We start from the raw sequence: 14486 nt of genomic DNA, 5'->3' as shown, positions 1-14486 counted from the left end.
ATCACGGCGAAAGGGTGCTTGAAATCCCTGCCAGCCGGGGCGGTGCGCCGCAGCGCCGAAGCTGCCATGGATGTCGTGGCGGCAGGCCCAAAAATTTGTGGGTTTTTTGCCCCGATCCCTCTTGCGCCCCCCATGTCATATGAGTAAAAACCCGCCTACCGGGTGATTAGCTCAGTGGTAGAGCGCTTCGTTCACATCGAAGATGTCAGGAGTTCAAATCTCTTATCACCCACCATTCTTCCAAGAGGCGCACTGTCCGGTTTTCCCGAGGTGCGCCTCTTCTCGTTTCAGCACAGCGGTTCAACCGCGGTAGCGCTGCGGCGGCGGGGGCGGCGGGCCACCGTCGGCCAGCCCCGCGTCGCGCGCGAGCCAGGGATCACTGCGCAGCTCGGCGCTGCGCCGTGCAATCCGGCGCGCTGTCCTCCAGCGCTGGAACAGCTCGACAATCCGAGGTCTCGGGCGGGGCTGCGTCGTCTTTGGTCTGAGTGCGGTCACTGTCTCTCTCCTTGCAGAGTCGCGGAACGCCTGCGATCCTGCATCCTCAAGTCCACTTGAGGTCAAGCGCCATTCTCATCCAGGAGGAGATATCTATGTCCCGAGCCGCCGGCCGTTCGCGCCACAATGACCTCAGCGTCGGCGAGGTTGCCGCCCGCGCGGGGGTCGCTGTCTCGACGCTCCATTTCTACGAATCCGAGGGACTCATCGAAAGCTGGCGTACCGAGGCGAACCATCGCCGCTACGATCGCCGCGAGCTGCGCCGGATCGCGGTGATCCGCATGGCACAGCAGCTCGGGATCCCGCTGGCGGAAATTCGTGATAGGCTCGCCGCCCTGCCGCGCGACAGGGCGGTCTCCAAGGCTGACTGGCAGGCGGTCTCACGCGGCTGGCGAGCGCAGCTCGACGAGCGGATTGCCCAGCTCGAACAACTCCGCGACGAGCTCGATGGCTGCATCGGCTGCGGCTGCCTGTCGCTGGAGACCTGCCCGCTCTACAATCCCTCGGACCGCCGCGGTCGAGAGGGCCCGGGGCCGCGCGTCTGGATCGATGCGATGACGAAGGATCAGACTTGAAAGCCGCCCGAAGCTTGTCTAAACCGCGCTTCACGGGTGATTAGCTCAGTTGGTAGAGCGCTTCGTTTACACCGAAGATGTCGGGGGTTCGAGTCCCTCATCACCCACCATTTTCAATCACTTAGCGGTCTCACCGTCTTCATGTTTCCCAATTTCGGGATTCTGTTTCCCAAAGTCTGGTAGCAGTAGCACCGTCTCGCGGTTCATGTGCTCAACCTCCGCGCGTCTAGCGTAGTGCTTCGACATGCGCTCAGACAGGTGCCCGAGCATTGCCTGAACACGCTGGATGCCTCCGAACAGCTCGGGGCTTCTGGCGACGGTGTTCGCGATGACTGTTGCGTTCGTCGTGCGCAGTCCGTGGAAGGTCGGGCGGAACTGCCCGGCTTCGATTTCCTCGACGGACTGTGGCCTCAGCTTCAGACGGATCAGCTCTTTGGTCCAAGAGGCGCCGAAGCCTTTTCCCCACGGTTTGCCGCGGCTGTTGGTCAAGAGCGGGAGAGCCGGGGCGACGATCTGAGCCTTGCGCCGTGATGCACGTTCTTCCTCAATGATCGCCAGAACGACTGGGTGCAGCGGGACAGTCACCGGGTTGCCGGTCTTGCCCTGCTCGATGGTCCAGATGCCGTCTCGAATCTGGGTCTCGCACATGCCGATCACATCAGCGCGGCGTTGCCCGGTGTAGAGCGCGACTAGGGCGACCTTCACGATGTGTCGTTTGCCTTGTCCGATCAGGATTTCGAGCCGGTCATCAGGCCATGGCTCGTAGCTCTCTTCGCTTTGCACGCGCTCGATCCGGCGGCAGGGGTTGTCGTCTGCAAAGCCTCTCGTCCTGCCCCAGCTGAACACTGCGCTCATGTCGTCAAGGCGGCGGTTCGCAGTTGCGGGGCGTTCGGAAAGGCTGTCGTAGACCGCCTGCACATGTATGGGTCGGATTTGGTCAGCGTCGAAGGCGCCCCAGCGGTCGGCCATCAAGTCTAGAGCGTAGTCCCGAAGGAGGCGGCTGGCCTTGGGCAGCTTTGCATATCTCGCGCTGTCCTTGTGGTCTCTGATGAGGCGGGCGATGGCCTTTGGGCTCTCGAACTCTCCCGGGACGGTGCCGAAGGCCTCGTGGTGCGCCGCGTTATAAGCTGCGCGGTATTCAGCATCGAACGGATGCGGGAGGGGGCGGCGGAGCTCCTGACCCTGACGCACCACGCGGAAGAAGAAGTACTCCCTCCCCCGCGCAACCTTGCGCTGAACATACTTCTCAAGGCGGATGTCACCGGCCACGGCTCGCCCTCAGGATTGGATCGGCATCGTCGGGCGATTCTGCCGCGCCATCGATGAATTTTTCAACCTCCGACCACTTCCATCGGGTCGCACCGCTCGGCATCTTCCGTGGCTTGGGCAAGTGGCCCTTGCGCGTCCAGTCCCAGATCGTGCTCTCGGAGATGTCCATCAAGACGCCAAGCGTCTTCGCGCTGACATATGCCAGAGGTCGGGCCTCGAGGGCGAACTCGGCGGGCTGCACATGGGTCATGCGATCGGGGGGCATGCCTCTGGCTCCTTCTATCGGGGTTAGCTGGACTGGTAGAACTGCTGGATCGCGCGGCGGCGCGCTTTGGCGGCGGGGAGCCTCATCAGCATGTGGACCGGGCGGATTGCGGCGCAGATGATGACGAAGGCGGCGAGGAGATCGGTCATGGTGGTGACCTCCGCGCCTGGCACTTCATCGCGAGCTCGCGCATGGTGACCTCGACCGCACCGTCGGCGACCGCCTTGGCGCGGAGACCCATGCCGATGTCGAAATGCTCGTCTGCGGTTCCGGCCTTCTGTAGCCATTTCCGCTTCAGGCCGATCTGGTCCGCCATGGCGAGCAGTTCGTCGGTGCTGTCCGCGATCATGTGGCTCATCTTCATGTGCCGGAAGCGGCCCATCTGGGAGCGATACATGTCGTCGACATAGACGGTCATGCTGCCAACCCCACCACATCTAGAGAGCGGATTTTCCGGCGGTTGTTATCCACAGGAATCTTAGCAATCTGGGGATGAGCCTTCTCGACTGAGGCAAGAAAGTGACGCAGGGTGAACGAGGTCCGTGAGTGGACTGACGAGCCCGCAGACATCTTGGTCACGAACGCCGGAATTTCGCCGGTGCTGAGAGGGAGGGCAATGAATTGAAGCCATTGATTATGTTTTACCAGTCGCCCCGGTTTGGACACTTGCCCCATTCCGGGGCTTTTGGTGGTGAAAACGCTCACGCCGCTACCTCCTCAGCTTCGACCAGGTGCGCACAGTTCGACCGCACCAGCGCCTCGGCCAGCGGCGGGCAGACACTATTCCCGACACAGGAAACCTGCACGTCCTTCGGGAAGGCCTCGAATTCCCACGCGCCGTCGTGCTCGTGCCAAACGCCCTCGATCACGTAGTCGGCTGGGAAACCCTGCGCGTTGAAGAGCTCGCGCGGGGTGAGCATCCGCATGCCCACGTCGACGATGACGAAGGACGTGCTGCCGATCTTGACGGTGACGAACTCGCGGTCATCCCAGAGGCCATGCTGGCGCAGCAACTCGGCCACCTGGCGCGCCCGGGGCGCGTGGGTGTCGTCGAAGGGCGGGGCTGCAAGCTCGGCCTGCATCGGCGCGATGCGATCCTTGGTGGTGATCGTGTGCATGGATTCGGTGGCGGGTGCACCGTCGCCGGTGCCGTAGTATTTCGCCAGCCATGCGGCGACCGGGCTCTGGGTGCAGCCCTTGCCGACGATGGTCGAGAGCGGCGCCGTTGCGTGGTGCCCGACGAGGCCGGTATTCTGCTGGGCGAGGAAGGCCGCGACCGGGTATTGCTTCACGCCGCCCGCTACGACCGTGTTCAGCGGCGCGGTGATATCGAGCGCGCGGGGCGCCTGGCCTTTCCGCTCGCCGTTCCCGACATGCACCATCGTCGCGGCGATCATGCTGTTCTGATCTTTCTTGCTCGCGCAGATGGTGTGGTGCGGATCCTCGATCGACCGGCAGCGTCCTCCCTGCTGAGCGTAGGTCAGCACCGGCGCCACGACGGCGCTGTTGTTGCCTTCGGCGCAGACGGTGGGGTGAGGCTGCGCCACGGGGCCCATGCGGCGCGTGGTGCCTTTCAAGCTGGCCAGCAGTGGCGCGAGGATGCCGAGCGGTGCCGCGCCGCCCGGGCGCTTGAGGTAGCTGTTGGCGGTGACCGTTGGGAGCGGGGCCGCGATGTCGCTGCCGGTGGCGCCCGTCATGAATTTGGCGATGGACGGAGCGATCAGTGTCAGCCCGGCGCCGCCCGCCGTCACGGTATGGGCGGGCTCGGTGACGCTCTGCCACGGTTTCTGGCTGTTGCGCATCGTGGCCATGACCGGCGCGACCAGGGCGTGCGAGATTCCGCCTGCGGTCACGACGCCATGCGGCTCGGTCAGCGGGTATTCCCGGCGGCCGCCGCTGTCGCCGTGCGCGATGCTGGCGAGAAAAGGTGCCGTCTCTCCGGCTGTCACGCCAGAGCGAAGCGGCGTCCCTCTATGACCTCTTCTCGTGCCGGTCATCCATACGCCGGTTTCCTCCGCATGATATGGCGCTGCAGCAACCGGAAAGCCTCCCACCATTCCTGACGCCCCGATGGGCGAATTGGTTGAAACGAGATAGGGCCGCTCGGCGTCGAGCACGTAGCGGCGCAGCCCCTTGGCGACCCGGGCGAGGGTGTTGTTGGCCAGCGGGCGCACGGCGCGCAGCCCGTGCTTGGCCATGATCTCGGTCTTGGTGTCGAAGATGCTCGGGCACGGCAGCGACCAGTCGATGCATTCCGCCGCGGTGCGCCACTTCTGCAGCTTGCCCGCCTTCACGTCATCCGAATCCGGCGCGCCATGCGTCGGCTCGGGCCAGACGATGCGCTGACCGTCGAACCGGATGCAGACGAAGAGCCGTTTGCGGATGGTCGGCGCGCCGTAGTCGCAAGCGCGCAGCTCGCGGCGTTCGATCTTCCCGCCGAGCTTGCGGATCGCCTTGCACCATGCGGCGAAGGTCTCGCCTTTGCGGGCCGGGCAGGGCATCAACCCGCGCTCGGTCTCGATCAGCGGCCCCCAGCCCGCGAACTCCTCCACGTTCTCCATTAGCACCACGTCGACGCGGCCGCCGCTCTTCTGGATGCGTTCGATCCACCCGGGGATGATCCACGCGAGATCGCGGATGTTGCGCGCCACCGGCTTGCCGCCTTTCGCCTTGCTGAAGTGCTTGCAGTCCGGGCTGAACCACATGAGGCCGATGTGCTTGCCCGCAAGGTGGTCGAGCGGATCGACGCGATAGACGTTCTCCGACAGGTGCAGCGTCTCGGGATGGTTCGCCGCATGCAGCGCGAGCGCCGCCGGATTGTGGTTGATCGCGACGTCGGGCCCGCGGCCAAGCGCCATTTCGATGCCAGTGCTGGCCCCGCCGCCGCCGGCGAAACTGTCGACGATCAGCGGCAAGCCGGTGAAGGCGCGGTCGGGCAGCTCGGGGAGGTCGAAGGTGTCGCCCATCAGAAGAGCGCCTCGAGGAATGCCGCCATCGCGCGGATCGTCACGCCGAGTTGCTCGACCGCGGCGCAGATCACCCACATGCCGCCCGTCACGATGATGCCGAAGATCACAACCGCTGCCCACCAGCCCGACGGCAATGGCGCGCGTCCGGCGCGGGGCTGCCCCTGCGAGCCCTCGCCGAAGCCCTGGCCCTCTTGATCGCTGAGGAGCGGAAAGGCTGCGGATTTGCGTGGCGCGCTGGCGCCAAGCTGCGCTTGGCCGATGGCTTCCAGCTGTTCGCGCGAGAGATGGTTGAACGTCTCCATCAGTCCATCCCCAGCGCGGCTTTGTACATCTCGAGCACCGCCGCTTCCTCGGCGGCGTCGTCCGGGTCCCGCTTGCGCAGGGCGATGACCTTGCGCATGACCTTCGTGTCGTAGCCGCGCCCCTTTGCCTCGGCCATCACCTCCTTCTGCTGATCGGCGATCTCTATTTTCTCAATCTCGAGCCGCTCGAAGCGTTCGATGAACTGCTTCAGTTCACCGGCAGCGACGCCGTAGGCGCCATCGGATACCGCTTTATCCTCGGCAGTCTCCTTCATGGGGGTGCGCTTGCGCGACGCCGCGTGAGCCATGTCGGCGCCTGCGGTTTCGGCGGCTGCGGTGTCTACCTGGAAGTCGGCATCTTGGGGCATCAGCATGCTCAGTCCTCTTGGGATTGTTGCCCCTCGCCGCATTCGTCTGTGGGGGGCAGAGACGATCCGTGCTGGGTCGCGGCGAGGAGATGCGGGCCTCATGCCCTGCATTCAGAGGGGCAGGCGCCCCGGCTTGGTGTCCTGCGGCGCGATCTCCTCGATCGCGACCAGGATGACGAAGGAAACGCCAAGGGCGCATGCCAGTCGGCGCGCTTCATCACGTGCAGCCTCGATGCGGGGAAACCGGCGCTTCGGCTCAGTCTTCGCTTCGGGGTGTCGAGGCTTGCGGCAGACCATCCAGAACGGATCCTCGATCGGGCTGAGGCGCCTGATCTCTTCTGTCGCGAGCATGTAGCCCCGGCTGGTGGTGTCGATCACGCGGCTGGCGCTCTCGCAGATCGCCGCGCGGTCGTGCTGGTCTTCCGTACGCAGTTCTCTGGCGAGCTTGTCCAAAGCGTCCCGCGCGGTCTTCGAGTTGGCGCGGAACACATCATCGGGGTTCGGATGATCCCCCATCAGAGAAAGGGAACCACGACCGCGAGAATTCCGACGCAGGCCGCGCCGAGCCCGAAGCCGAGGCCCCAGCACATGCCTCTGCAAAAATCATCGAGGTACCGCTCGCGGTGGCGGATGGCGTTGCTGATCACGTCTGCTCTCCTTCCAGAATGCCGCGCAGCGCGCGGGCCGAATGCGCTTCTTTGGGATCGTCTGTGCGATCCACGATCACCGAGCAGGCGCGGATGATCTCGGCGATCCCATGGCAGGCGACATCCGCGACGACAGCGCGGGCCTGTGAGAGACAGAGGGCGTGGTGTCCGTGAGTGGTGGCTTCTGCTCTCGCTGCCTCTCCGCGCTCAGGCGATGGGAGGGAGGATGAACGTGCCTGCATCGGGATGCCGCCTGCCATGGGGTCGCGGGGGTGATGTCGAGCGATGGACGCGGCTCACGCCGCGTCGCCGCCCGGATGGTGGGGAAGAAAGCGGGTCAGGAAGCCTGCGCGCCGCGCATCGTGCTTGGGGCGGGCTTCCTCGACTGCCTTGCTGATAGCCGGGCGCGCCCGCTCGAGCCCGTCTGCGACCTCGCCGAGCGTGGCCCCACCGGCGGGAACCGCCGGGTAATGCGACGGCATCGCTTCCAGGCGCTGCAGGCGCTCGCCGTCAATCGGCGTGCCGCGGAGCTCTTTGGCTGTCAGCCAGAGCTGGTGCGCTGCGGAAGGGAGGGTCTGGGGGACTTCTGGGTTCGTGAGGCCAGCGGCGAGGGCGCTGAACTGTTGGGTCGATTGGTCCGGCATAATAGCGTCTCCAAAGGAAGGTTTCTCCGCGATCGGCTGGTGCGTCTTCGGCGGATGTACCTTCAATTAGCTACGCAATATGCGTAGTGTCAACCTAGAAAAATCGCAATATGCGTATCATTCGGGTTCGCGTTCACCAGCGACCGTCGATGACTTCGTTCTGTCGCGGGTTCACGTCAGGGCCTCTTGACCTCGCGTGAGTCGGCTGCCTAACGTGAACGAAATGAGAACATTTGAGGGGTGCGGCGTGTCGAAATCTTCAGAAGAAGCCGATGAATGCCTGCTTAAACTGCTAAAGGCAGCGCGGGAATCGTCCGGGCTGCCTCTGGATTTTTGGGCCGATTTTACTGAAGGGCTGCCTTACAGTTCAGTCGCAATCCTGTGCGGGAGATCGGACCTGATACCAAAGTATGTGAAATCTAGCGGAATAGAGTAGACGCTGCGAAGCTTCTTTGCGATTGATAGCGGAAGGTCTCGCTTGCCGTTTTCATAGTCACCCCACGCTTGAGGAGACATGTCCAGGCGAGACGCAAAGTCTTTCTTGTTCAGCCCGCTGAGTTCGCGGATGCGAGAGATGCGAGCCGCAACTGCGTCTCGGGAGTCGCCTTGGTGTTCCAGCACGGTGAGCCTCACGTCATGATGCTCTATCGTAGATAAACGGATTGCGGATCGCATTTACTGATGTGCGTATTGACTGCGATACGCAATGTGCGTAGCCATAGCGGTTATGGATCACATCTCCCACATATGGCCAAACATGGCAGAGCTCGCTTTGGACCTCGGCAAGCCGTACTCGACGGTCGCCGCATGGAAGCATCGCGGCAGCATACCCGCCAAGTACGATTTCGAGATCGTGGAAGCGGCAAAGAGGCGTGGCCACTCCCTGACATTCGAGGAGCTTGCCCGACCGCGTGTTGCGGTTCGGGGAAGGTCCGCCGCCTGAGGAAATGTTCATGCCCAAACTCCATCTCGCCGTAGATAACACATGCGACCAACCTGCCGTGTGGGCCCAGCGTCTGTCCCGCCCCAAGATTCTGGACCGGTTCGCCGTCCGGGTGACGGCTCCCGAGGTGTGGTGCCGGTTCCTGCACGCCGAATTCCGGAATCCGGAAGAGGTCGCTGTGCATTTCGAGGTGCGGTTCTCGACCGCCTGCAACTGGTGGAACGCCACAAACCGCCCGTCGGCGGACAAGGTTCTGATCGCCATGGTCGAGCACGGCGCGGCCCTGTCGACGGCGCTTGAGGCGGAGATGGGCGAGCGGAGGGCGGCATGACGCCGCCTTGCATCGCAAACGCGGTGTCCGGCCCGCACGTCAATTCAGTCGCTCGGGGGATGCCGTTCTCCGTGCGTGGCGCGAAGCGGGGCCGCGTGCGGCTGAATGCCCCGCGTTTTCCTGTCGGAACTGCCGGGGCTTCGGCCCCGGCCTTCTTCTGAGGAACGCCCATGGCTTATCGCACCCCGACACGTTCCGACGATGAGGCGCTCCTCGCACTCGTCAAAAGCCGGGCCGGCGGCACGTTCAGCGGTGAAATCGCGAAGTCCAGCGGTCTCGCGAGTCACCAGGTTCGAGTCCGCACCAACCGCGTCAGAGAGGCGGATGAAGCGGCTGAGGGAGGGGCGGACCTGTCCGCTGCCTATTGGTGACGGAGATGGCCATGGCAGACATTACGTCAATCGACATTCAGAAGGCCCGCCAGCTGCGGCGGTCCGGCTTGTCGCTCGAGCATGTCGCAGATCGAGCCGGATGCAGTCGGGGGCGCCTATCGCGCGCCCTCAAGCGTGACGGCGATCCACTTCCCAACGGTGTTCGGCCCCGTCTTCGCAATGGCGGCGATGACTGCGCGGTGAAGATGCGGCGATCCGGCGCAAAGCTGGATGACATCGCGACCGCTTTGGGCGTCGGGCGAACCACCGTCTGGCGGATGCTTCATCGGGCCGGAATGACCGGCGGCGCTGCGCGGAGGGTGGGACAATGACCGGCTCCGCTCGCGCATCCTTTGTGACCGCTGCCACTGCGCTTGCTCTGCACAAGGGCGGCATGACGCTGTGCGGCTGCGCCATCATCGCGCTGAGCGATGCGCTGGACGCCTTTCCAGATGTGGCGCCTGGCGATGACGTCGCCCTTGCGCACGCCCGCGCCCGCGAGGTGGTTGCGGCGCGCTTGTACAGCAACGAGACCGCGTTCGGCGCGGCGAAATACGCGCTCGAGGTGGAGATGGCGGCCCTATGGTCGCTGCGTGTCCAGGCACATTCCAAGGGGGGAGCATGATGAGCACCATGAACCTGACCCGCGTGTCGGACGTCACCGACCTGCCAGAATATCCTGTGCCGGCGGGCGAGAGATTGGAGACGCATAGCTACTTCAAGCTTCACCACACATCCTTCCTTGAGAGCGACTTCTTCAAGGCCTGCAAGGAGATTGAGGACTGGGAGGTCATCGGCCTCGCGCTCGCTCTCTGGTCCAAATGCCAGTTGCAGGACCCGGTCGGCACGATCCCCGCCGAGCCGCAGCGCCAAGCATGGATGATGGACATCCCTCTAGCGCGATGGGAGGGCTACCTGCGCCGAAAGATCAGCCCGCTCCACGGCTGGACGCGGTGCCGGATCATCGGTACGGGCGAAATCCGCCTGATGAACCGCTTTGTCACGGGCGTGGCGCTCGACGCGCTCAAGTGGAAGCACAAGGATCAGGATCGCAAGTCGGCCGATCAGGAGCGACAGGCGCTCAGCCGCCTGCGCAAGAGCGTCGAGGATATCGGCTCCAAGAACCTGGCCTCGAATCCACGCTACATCGTGATGCTGCACCGCTGGCTTCTCGATACCTACCCGCACGGCAACCGCACTGCCGTGCGCATCCTCGAGGGCATGGAGTACCTCGGGACCACCGATTACCGCAGATGAGAAACCAACCGGTTTTGTCACGTGTGACAGAACCGTTCAGAAGCGTGACAGAACTTCGGACATTCTGTCGGCTCTAAGAGAGGAGAAGAGACAGAAATGAAAAGAAATTTCCGCTCGGACCTCAAACCAACCGCTGACACCTGTGGATAACTCAGGATTTGCTGAGAGAAGGGGATGGCCATGACGGAAGAGCAGACCACCACCGAAACGAAGAGGGGCAGGGTGAGGCGCCTGCTGATCGAGCCGCTGACCGAGCATGGCTTCCGCAAGCCGGGGAACGTGAAGCTCGATGCGCACGACACCTTTATGGTGAAGCTCGCCGACGCACTGACCTACATGACGGATGAGCAGCTCGGGACGCTGCGCGACATGCTGCGGTACCGGGGTGAGGGGAAGGCCCGGGACGCCTGGCCGACGATGGCGACGATCTGCGTGGTTGCCGATGCCGTCGCGCCGCGACCGATCGAAGAGCACCCGACGATCCTCAGCTGGTTTCGGTCAGCGCGCGGGCCGCAAGCGTTCCTCGAGGGCGTGCTGGTTGCGGAGTTCCGGTTTCTGGAAAAGCGCAAACGCCCGCCGATCAATGACGGCGAGCGCCGTGCAATCCGCGAGAAGGCTGAAGAATGGAACCGTCAGGTCGAGCTTGTGCGCGATCGGCTGCGCAGGGGCATGGCTCGGGACGGCGATGAGAAGTGGCTGCGCTGGTACGAAGGCATGGAGCGTCGGGCGATGGCGCTGCTGCCGCAAGCGCAAAATTAAGAACTGCCGGAAAAGGGCGAGAGCAGGATGAAGACCTATAGCAAGGGCGCGCGGCGCCGAGCGAAGAAAGAACTGGCCGAGATGCCTGGGTTAGCGCCGGTCAAGAGGCGCGAGCCGAATGGTCGAGCCAAGAGAACGGTGGATGATCGAGACCCGTCGGCTGCGCCTCTGGCCGTGCGCTGCCGTCAAAACGGCCTGACGCACAACGCCGCCGGGCGACGTGAAGCTCGAGCGCCCTGGTATGGCTGCGCTGCGGGACGAGCTATGGCAGCAGCAGTGTGCGATCACGATGAACGCGCCAGGCTCTGGGATGCCATCCAGCATATGCGGCGCGTGCAGGTCGCACATGACCGGGCAATTGGGGCACCGGCTCGTCACCCCAAGTGTCTACGCTTGCTCGTCCCGATCGAGGCGATGTCAGCTGATGCTGAGACGCCGCCGCTCGACGAGCGCACCGACGAAGAGAAGCAGCGGGCTGCGACTTCGGCCATTATGCGGCTTGAGGGCTGGCTCGGGTATACCGACAAGGCAGCGCGCTCCGAGGCGCTCAGGGTGGTCATCGACGACTACGAGGCGCGTGATATCGTCGGCCTGCTGTCTGCGCTTCTGTGCGTCGTCGACGGAATGGCAGGGCGGCGGACGATGATGTGGCGCGGGAGGGGTTGACGGCCTCTGCGCTTCTGGTCATTTTGGCATCATCGAAAGTTTCCGCGCCCGAAGGAGAAATCCTTCCGGGCGCGATGCTTTTGGGAGACCCGCAGGCGCGAAGAACGCTCGACGACAGAGCTGGTTCCGGATCGCGGCGCATGGCGCGATTGTGGGCAGTGTTTCGCCGTTAGAAGCCGAATTATGCAGTGGAATTCCGCTTGGGATCGACGAGGGCCGGAACGTCGAGACCTCCTTCTGGGTTCTTGCCGTGTACCTTAGGAGGATGAAGACCATGAAAAAGTACCTGTACATCTCCGTGATCGCGCTTCCCTTCGCCGCCGGTCCTCTCTGGGCTCAGGACACGACTTTGACGCCCACCGACGAGGCGCCCGCAGAGCAGATGGAAAGCGAGGCACCGGCAAACGGCGCTGACATGTCCACCGACGCGCCCGCCGCCGAGGCTCCTGCAGAAGCGCCCTCCGCAGACGCTCCCGCCGCCGCACCTTCCGCGGATGTGCCCACCGACCAGACGGACGGCACTGCGACCATGGATGAAGCCACGGATGAAGCCGCTGCACCTATCGCAACCTCCGATGCAGTCGTTTCGCAGCAGGATAGTGCCGAGATGCTCGGCGACTGGCTTCTCAGCACCAGCGTGACGTCGCCGGATGGTGAAACCATCGGCAGCATCAAGGACTTCATCATCACCGAGGATGGTCAGATCACGGCAGTTATCCTCGGCGTGGGTGGCTTCCTTGGCATGGGTGAGAAAGACATCGCAGTCGATTACAGCGAACTGGACATCCAATATGATGGTGATGCCATCCAGCTGGCGATGACCCGCGAAGAGGCTGATGCCGCTCCCGAATACCAGTATCGCGACAAGCAGACGCCCCCGCCGGCGACCGGCGATGCTATGGGCGCCACAGGGACCGAGATGAACAACGGGACCGAAGGCGCGGGTATGGGCACCACCGCCCCGACCGAGTAACGACGAAAGCCTCGTAAAGCAGTAGCTAGCTGCAGTCGCTACGCTTCTGGTAATCTTGGCATCATCAAAAGTTTTTGCGCCCGGGGGGAGAATTCCGCCCGGGCGTTTTCGTTTAGAAGCTCGTGATGCTGAGAACAGTGTTGGAATCCGGGATGGTAAATGTTCCATCCTGGTGCGCGGCGATAGGGCGCCCGTTCCCAAGGACGTAACGTTGATGCTCTCCGTCGGATTGCTTGAACACGGTGACCGTCGCGCCAATCTCGGATTGGCACTCCATGATTTGGATGTTTGTCCATTCTGTCGACATTGCTCACTCCACTGGTGCTGCCCTGCGAAAAGATCGACTGCTCAAGGTTGTGAGTGTTTTGCGGCACTGGCCGTTCATGTTCCGATGCTGGCAGATTCTAACCCGAGCTGACAACGCCTGATTGCATCTCGGAGTCGGAATGGCTGGTTCTCGCGCCTGTGGGTGTGTGACTACGCTGCAGTTGGCCGATCTGCGGGCTTACAAGCCACTACTAACCGAAATCCATGGGTCCCTCCTGGAAACCGCCCCGTATACGGGGCGGCTAAGGGCATGGGTTTTGCCTCTCTAAACAACTGAAAAAGCCTAAACTCCTGACTAAACCAAGGGGATGAAGCTAAACGACTTGGGAGGTCGCAGATGAACACGACCGAACTTGCAAAAGAGCTTGGCCTCTCGAAGGGCCGCATCAGCCAGTACGTCTCGGAGGGCAAGCTCGACGGGTGCTTCACCGGCGCCGGGCGGGCGCGGCGGTTCAACGTCGACAGGGTCCGCGCGGTCCTCGAGCAGAGGCTGGACCCCGGCCAGATGCTCGGCAACGGCGCCGAGACAAAGCGCCGGCTGCGCGATGGTGAAACTGCACCGGGTGCGCCCGAAGCGAGCGCGCCGACCCCGAGGCAGGATGGGCAGCTGCCCCGGAATGATCCGGACCGCTATGAACTCGCGCGGATCCAGAAGGTCGAGGAAGAGGCGCGGCGTCTGCGCCGGCAGAACATGCTCGAAGAAGGAAGCGTTGTGCTGGCGGACAAGGCCGCGCGCGAAGCTACGCGTGCACTATCGCGCGAGCTGGCACAGGTCGAGGACTTCCTGCGCCGCGCTGCTCGAGCGATCGCCGACGAGCACGGCGTCGATTTCAAGGAAGCGCGGAAACTCGTGATCGATCTCTGGCGCGAGCATCGGGGCGCGCGGGCCGAGGCCATGGCCGAAGAGGCCACAGCGGCCATGATGGACGCCGAAGAGGACGAGGTCGATTTCTGATGGGATTTCTTGCGTCGGCGCGACATGTGGTCTGCTCGGCTATGGCCGCGGCGATGGCGCCGCCGCCGCCCCCTGACATCACCCGCTGGTGCACCGAGAACATCGAGTTTGACGAGCGCTCGCCGATCTCGGGTCCGTTCGACATCGCGCGCTTCGAGTTCCTGCGCGAGATTCACCAGGTGCTCTCGCCGGAGCACCCGAGCCGGGAAGTGACCATCCGGGGCTCGGCGCAGTGGGGCAAGACGGTCTCGATCATTCAGCCGACGCTGGGCGCCTGGCACGAGTACACGCCACTCGACTCGCTGATCGTGCACCCGACCGGCAGCGCGGCGAGCGAGTGGGTCAACAACAAATGGATGCCGATGCGCCG

Annotated in this window: 24 protein-coding genes and 2 tRNA genes; 13 read left to right on the top strand and 13 right to left on the bottom strand. The window is 63.7% G+C overall.

Annotated elements, in window-relative coordinates; genetic code table 11:
* The first annotated feature begins 160 nt into the window (after positions 1 to 160).
* Positions 161 to 235 (top strand) — tRNA-Val (locus tag G0Q01_RS16415).
* 65 nt (positions 236 to 300) lie between these two features.
* Here the strand turns inward: G0Q01_RS16415 and G0Q01_RS16410 are convergent.
* Positions 301 to 495, bottom strand: coding sequence for a hypothetical protein (locus G0Q01_RS16410; protein ID WP_164196291.1), 195 nt, complete (start codon positions 493 to 495; stop codon positions 301 to 303).
* A 95-nt stretch (positions 496 to 590) separates the two neighbouring features.
* On the opposite strand from G0Q01_RS16410, the gene soxR reads away from it, so the two are divergent.
* Both soxR and G0Q01_RS16400 read left to right on the top strand, forming a co-directional pair.
* Positions 591 to 1070 carry a redox-sensitive transcriptional activator SoxR gene (gene soxR / locus G0Q01_RS16405; RefSeq protein ID WP_164196290.1) on the top strand — a complete coding sequence of 160 codons (480 nt, stop codon included), beginning with the start codon at positions 591 to 593 and terminating at the stop codon, positions 1068 to 1070.
* A gap of 34 nt (positions 1071 to 1104) precedes the next feature.
* A tRNA-Val gene (locus G0Q01_RS16400) sits at positions 1105 to 1180 on the top strand.
* 7 nt (positions 1181 to 1187) lie between these two features.
* Here G0Q01_RS16400 and G0Q01_RS27375 read toward each other — a convergent pair.
* From G0Q01_RS27375 to G0Q01_RS27110, 12 genes are all read right to left on the bottom strand, one after another.
* Entirely contained in the window at positions 1188 to 2339 is a 1152-nt protein-coding gene (locus tag G0Q01_RS27375) for a tyrosine-type recombinase/integrase (protein WP_164213662.1), read from the bottom strand.
* On the bottom strand, positions 2329 to 2604 hold the full coding sequence (locus tag G0Q01_RS16390; RefSeq protein WP_164213661.1) for an AlpA family transcriptional regulator: 276 nt from the start codon (positions 2602 to 2604) through the stop codon (positions 2329 to 2331). The genes G0Q01_RS27375 and G0Q01_RS16390 overlap by 11 nt, the downstream gene beginning before the upstream one ends.
* Before the next feature lie 23 nt (positions 2605 to 2627).
* Positions 2628 to 2753 (bottom strand): hypothetical protein, encoded by a 126-nt coding sequence (locus G0Q01_RS27120; RefSeq protein WP_255455648.1) that lies wholly within the window; start codon positions 2751 to 2753, stop codon positions 2628 to 2630.
* On the bottom strand, positions 2750 to 3022 hold the full coding sequence (locus tag G0Q01_RS16385; protein WP_164196287.1) for a DUF4031 domain-containing protein: 273 nt from the start codon (positions 3020 to 3022) through the stop codon (positions 2750 to 2752). Before G0Q01_RS16385 ends, G0Q01_RS27120 begins: the two co-directional genes overlap by 4 nt.
* Positions 3019 to 3309: a hypothetical protein gene (locus G0Q01_RS16380; RefSeq protein WP_164213660.1), complete on the bottom strand. Its 291-nt coding sequence runs from the start codon at positions 3307 to 3309 to the stop codon at positions 3019 to 3021. The genes G0Q01_RS16385 and G0Q01_RS16380 overlap by 4 nt, the downstream gene beginning before the upstream one ends.
* Entirely contained in the window at positions 3306 to 5570 is a 2265-nt protein-coding gene (locus G0Q01_RS16375) for a DNA cytosine methyltransferase (protein ID WP_164213659.1), read from the bottom strand. The genes G0Q01_RS16380 and G0Q01_RS16375 overlap by 4 nt, the downstream gene beginning before the upstream one ends.
* Positions 5570 to 5875, bottom strand: a complete 306-nt coding sequence (locus tag G0Q01_RS16370) for a hypothetical protein (RefSeq protein WP_164213658.1) — start codon at positions 5873 to 5875, stop codon at positions 5570 to 5572. The genes G0Q01_RS16375 and G0Q01_RS16370 overlap by 1 nt, the downstream gene beginning before the upstream one ends.
* Positions 5875 to 6150 carry a DUF2312 domain-containing protein gene (locus G0Q01_RS16365; RefSeq protein ID WP_164213665.1) on the bottom strand — a complete coding sequence of 92 codons (276 nt, stop codon included), beginning with the start codon at positions 6148 to 6150 and terminating at the stop codon, positions 5875 to 5877. The genes G0Q01_RS16370 and G0Q01_RS16365 overlap by 1 nt, the downstream gene beginning before the upstream one ends.
* 204 nt (positions 6151 to 6354) lie before the next feature.
* The gene (locus G0Q01_RS16360) at positions 6355 to 6759 is read right to left on the bottom strand and encodes a hypothetical protein (protein WP_164213657.1); all 405 of its coding nucleotides are present in this window, start codon (positions 6757 to 6759) and stop codon (positions 6355 to 6357) included.
* Positions 6759 to 6890 carry a hypothetical protein gene (locus G0Q01_RS27115; RefSeq protein ID WP_255455647.1) on the bottom strand — a complete coding sequence of 44 codons (132 nt, stop codon included), beginning with the start codon at positions 6888 to 6890 and terminating at the stop codon, positions 6759 to 6761. The genes G0Q01_RS16360 and G0Q01_RS27115 overlap by 1 nt, the downstream gene beginning before the upstream one ends.
* Positions 6891 to 7186: 296 nt before the next feature.
* Complete coding sequence (locus G0Q01_RS16355) at positions 7187 to 7534, bottom strand: hypothetical protein (RefSeq protein WP_164213656.1); 348 nt, start codon at positions 7532 to 7534, stop codon at positions 7187 to 7189.
* 360 nt (positions 7535 to 7894) lie between these two features.
* The gene (locus G0Q01_RS27110) at positions 7895 to 8209 is read right to left on the bottom strand and encodes a helix-turn-helix transcriptional regulator (protein WP_164213655.1); all 315 of its coding nucleotides are present in this window, start codon (positions 8207 to 8209) and stop codon (positions 7895 to 7897) included.
* 278 nt (positions 8210 to 8487) lie between these two features.
* Between G0Q01_RS27110 and G0Q01_RS16345 the strand changes: the two genes are divergently transcribed.
* The 10 genes from G0Q01_RS16345 to G0Q01_RS16300 form a co-directional block, all read left to right on the top strand.
* The gene (locus G0Q01_RS16345) at positions 8488 to 8808 is read left to right on the top strand and encodes a hypothetical protein (protein WP_164213654.1); all 321 of its coding nucleotides are present in this window, start codon (positions 8488 to 8490) and stop codon (positions 8806 to 8808) included.
* Positions 8809 to 8978: 170 nt separating this feature from the next.
* The gene (locus G0Q01_RS16340; protein WP_164196278.1) at positions 8979 to 9179 is read left to right on the top strand and encodes a hypothetical protein; all 201 of its coding nucleotides are present in this window, start codon (positions 8979 to 8981) and stop codon (positions 9177 to 9179) included.
* A gap of 11 nt (positions 9180 to 9190) precedes the next feature.
* Positions 9191 to 9511 (top strand): helix-turn-helix domain-containing protein, encoded by a 321-nt coding sequence (locus G0Q01_RS16335; protein WP_164213653.1) that lies wholly within the window; start codon positions 9191 to 9193, stop codon positions 9509 to 9511.
* Positions 9508 to 9804: a hypothetical protein gene (locus G0Q01_RS16330; RefSeq protein ID WP_164213652.1), complete on the top strand. Its 297-nt coding sequence runs from the start codon at positions 9508 to 9510 to the stop codon at positions 9802 to 9804. Before G0Q01_RS16335 ends, G0Q01_RS16330 begins: the two co-directional genes overlap by 4 nt.
* Positions 9804 to 10436 carry a hypothetical protein gene (locus G0Q01_RS16325; RefSeq protein WP_164213651.1) on the top strand — a complete coding sequence of 211 codons (633 nt, stop codon included), beginning with the start codon at positions 9804 to 9806 and terminating at the stop codon, positions 10434 to 10436. Before G0Q01_RS16330 ends, G0Q01_RS16325 begins: the two co-directional genes overlap by 1 nt.
* A gap of 180 nt (positions 10437 to 10616) precedes the next feature.
* A complete protein-coding gene (locus G0Q01_RS16320; protein WP_164213650.1) occupies positions 10617 to 11195 on the top strand; it encodes a hypothetical protein in 579 nt (192 codons plus the stop codon).
* A 27-nt stretch (positions 11196 to 11222) separates the two neighbouring features.
* Positions 11223 to 11861, top strand: a complete 639-nt coding sequence (locus G0Q01_RS16315; RefSeq protein WP_164213649.1) for a hypothetical protein — start codon at positions 11223 to 11225, stop codon at positions 11859 to 11861.
* Positions 11862 to 12135: 274 nt separating this feature from the next.
* Positions 12136 to 12834, top strand: a complete 699-nt coding sequence (locus G0Q01_RS16310; RefSeq protein ID WP_164213648.1) for a PRC-barrel domain-containing protein — start codon at positions 12136 to 12138, stop codon at positions 12832 to 12834.
* Positions 12835 to 13498: 664 nt separating this feature from the next.
* On the top strand, positions 13499 to 14116 hold the full coding sequence (locus G0Q01_RS16305) for a helix-turn-helix domain-containing protein (RefSeq protein ID WP_164213647.1): 618 nt from the start codon (positions 13499 to 13501) through the stop codon (positions 14114 to 14116).
* Positions 14116 to 14486: phage terminase large subunit family protein (locus G0Q01_RS16300; RefSeq protein ID WP_203594903.1), on the top strand; the 371-nt coding region annotated here is incomplete at its 3' end. The genes G0Q01_RS16305 and G0Q01_RS16300, both read left to right, overlap by 1 nt.

The sequence above is a fragment of the Salipiger sp. PrR007 genome, from assembly GCF_010499845.1.
In the GTDB taxonomy this organism is placed as follows: Bacteria; Pseudomonadota; Alphaproteobacteria; order Rhodobacterales; family Rhodobacteraceae; genus Salipiger; species Salipiger pacificus_A.
This window is presented reverse-complemented; position numbering and strand designations above follow the sequence as displayed.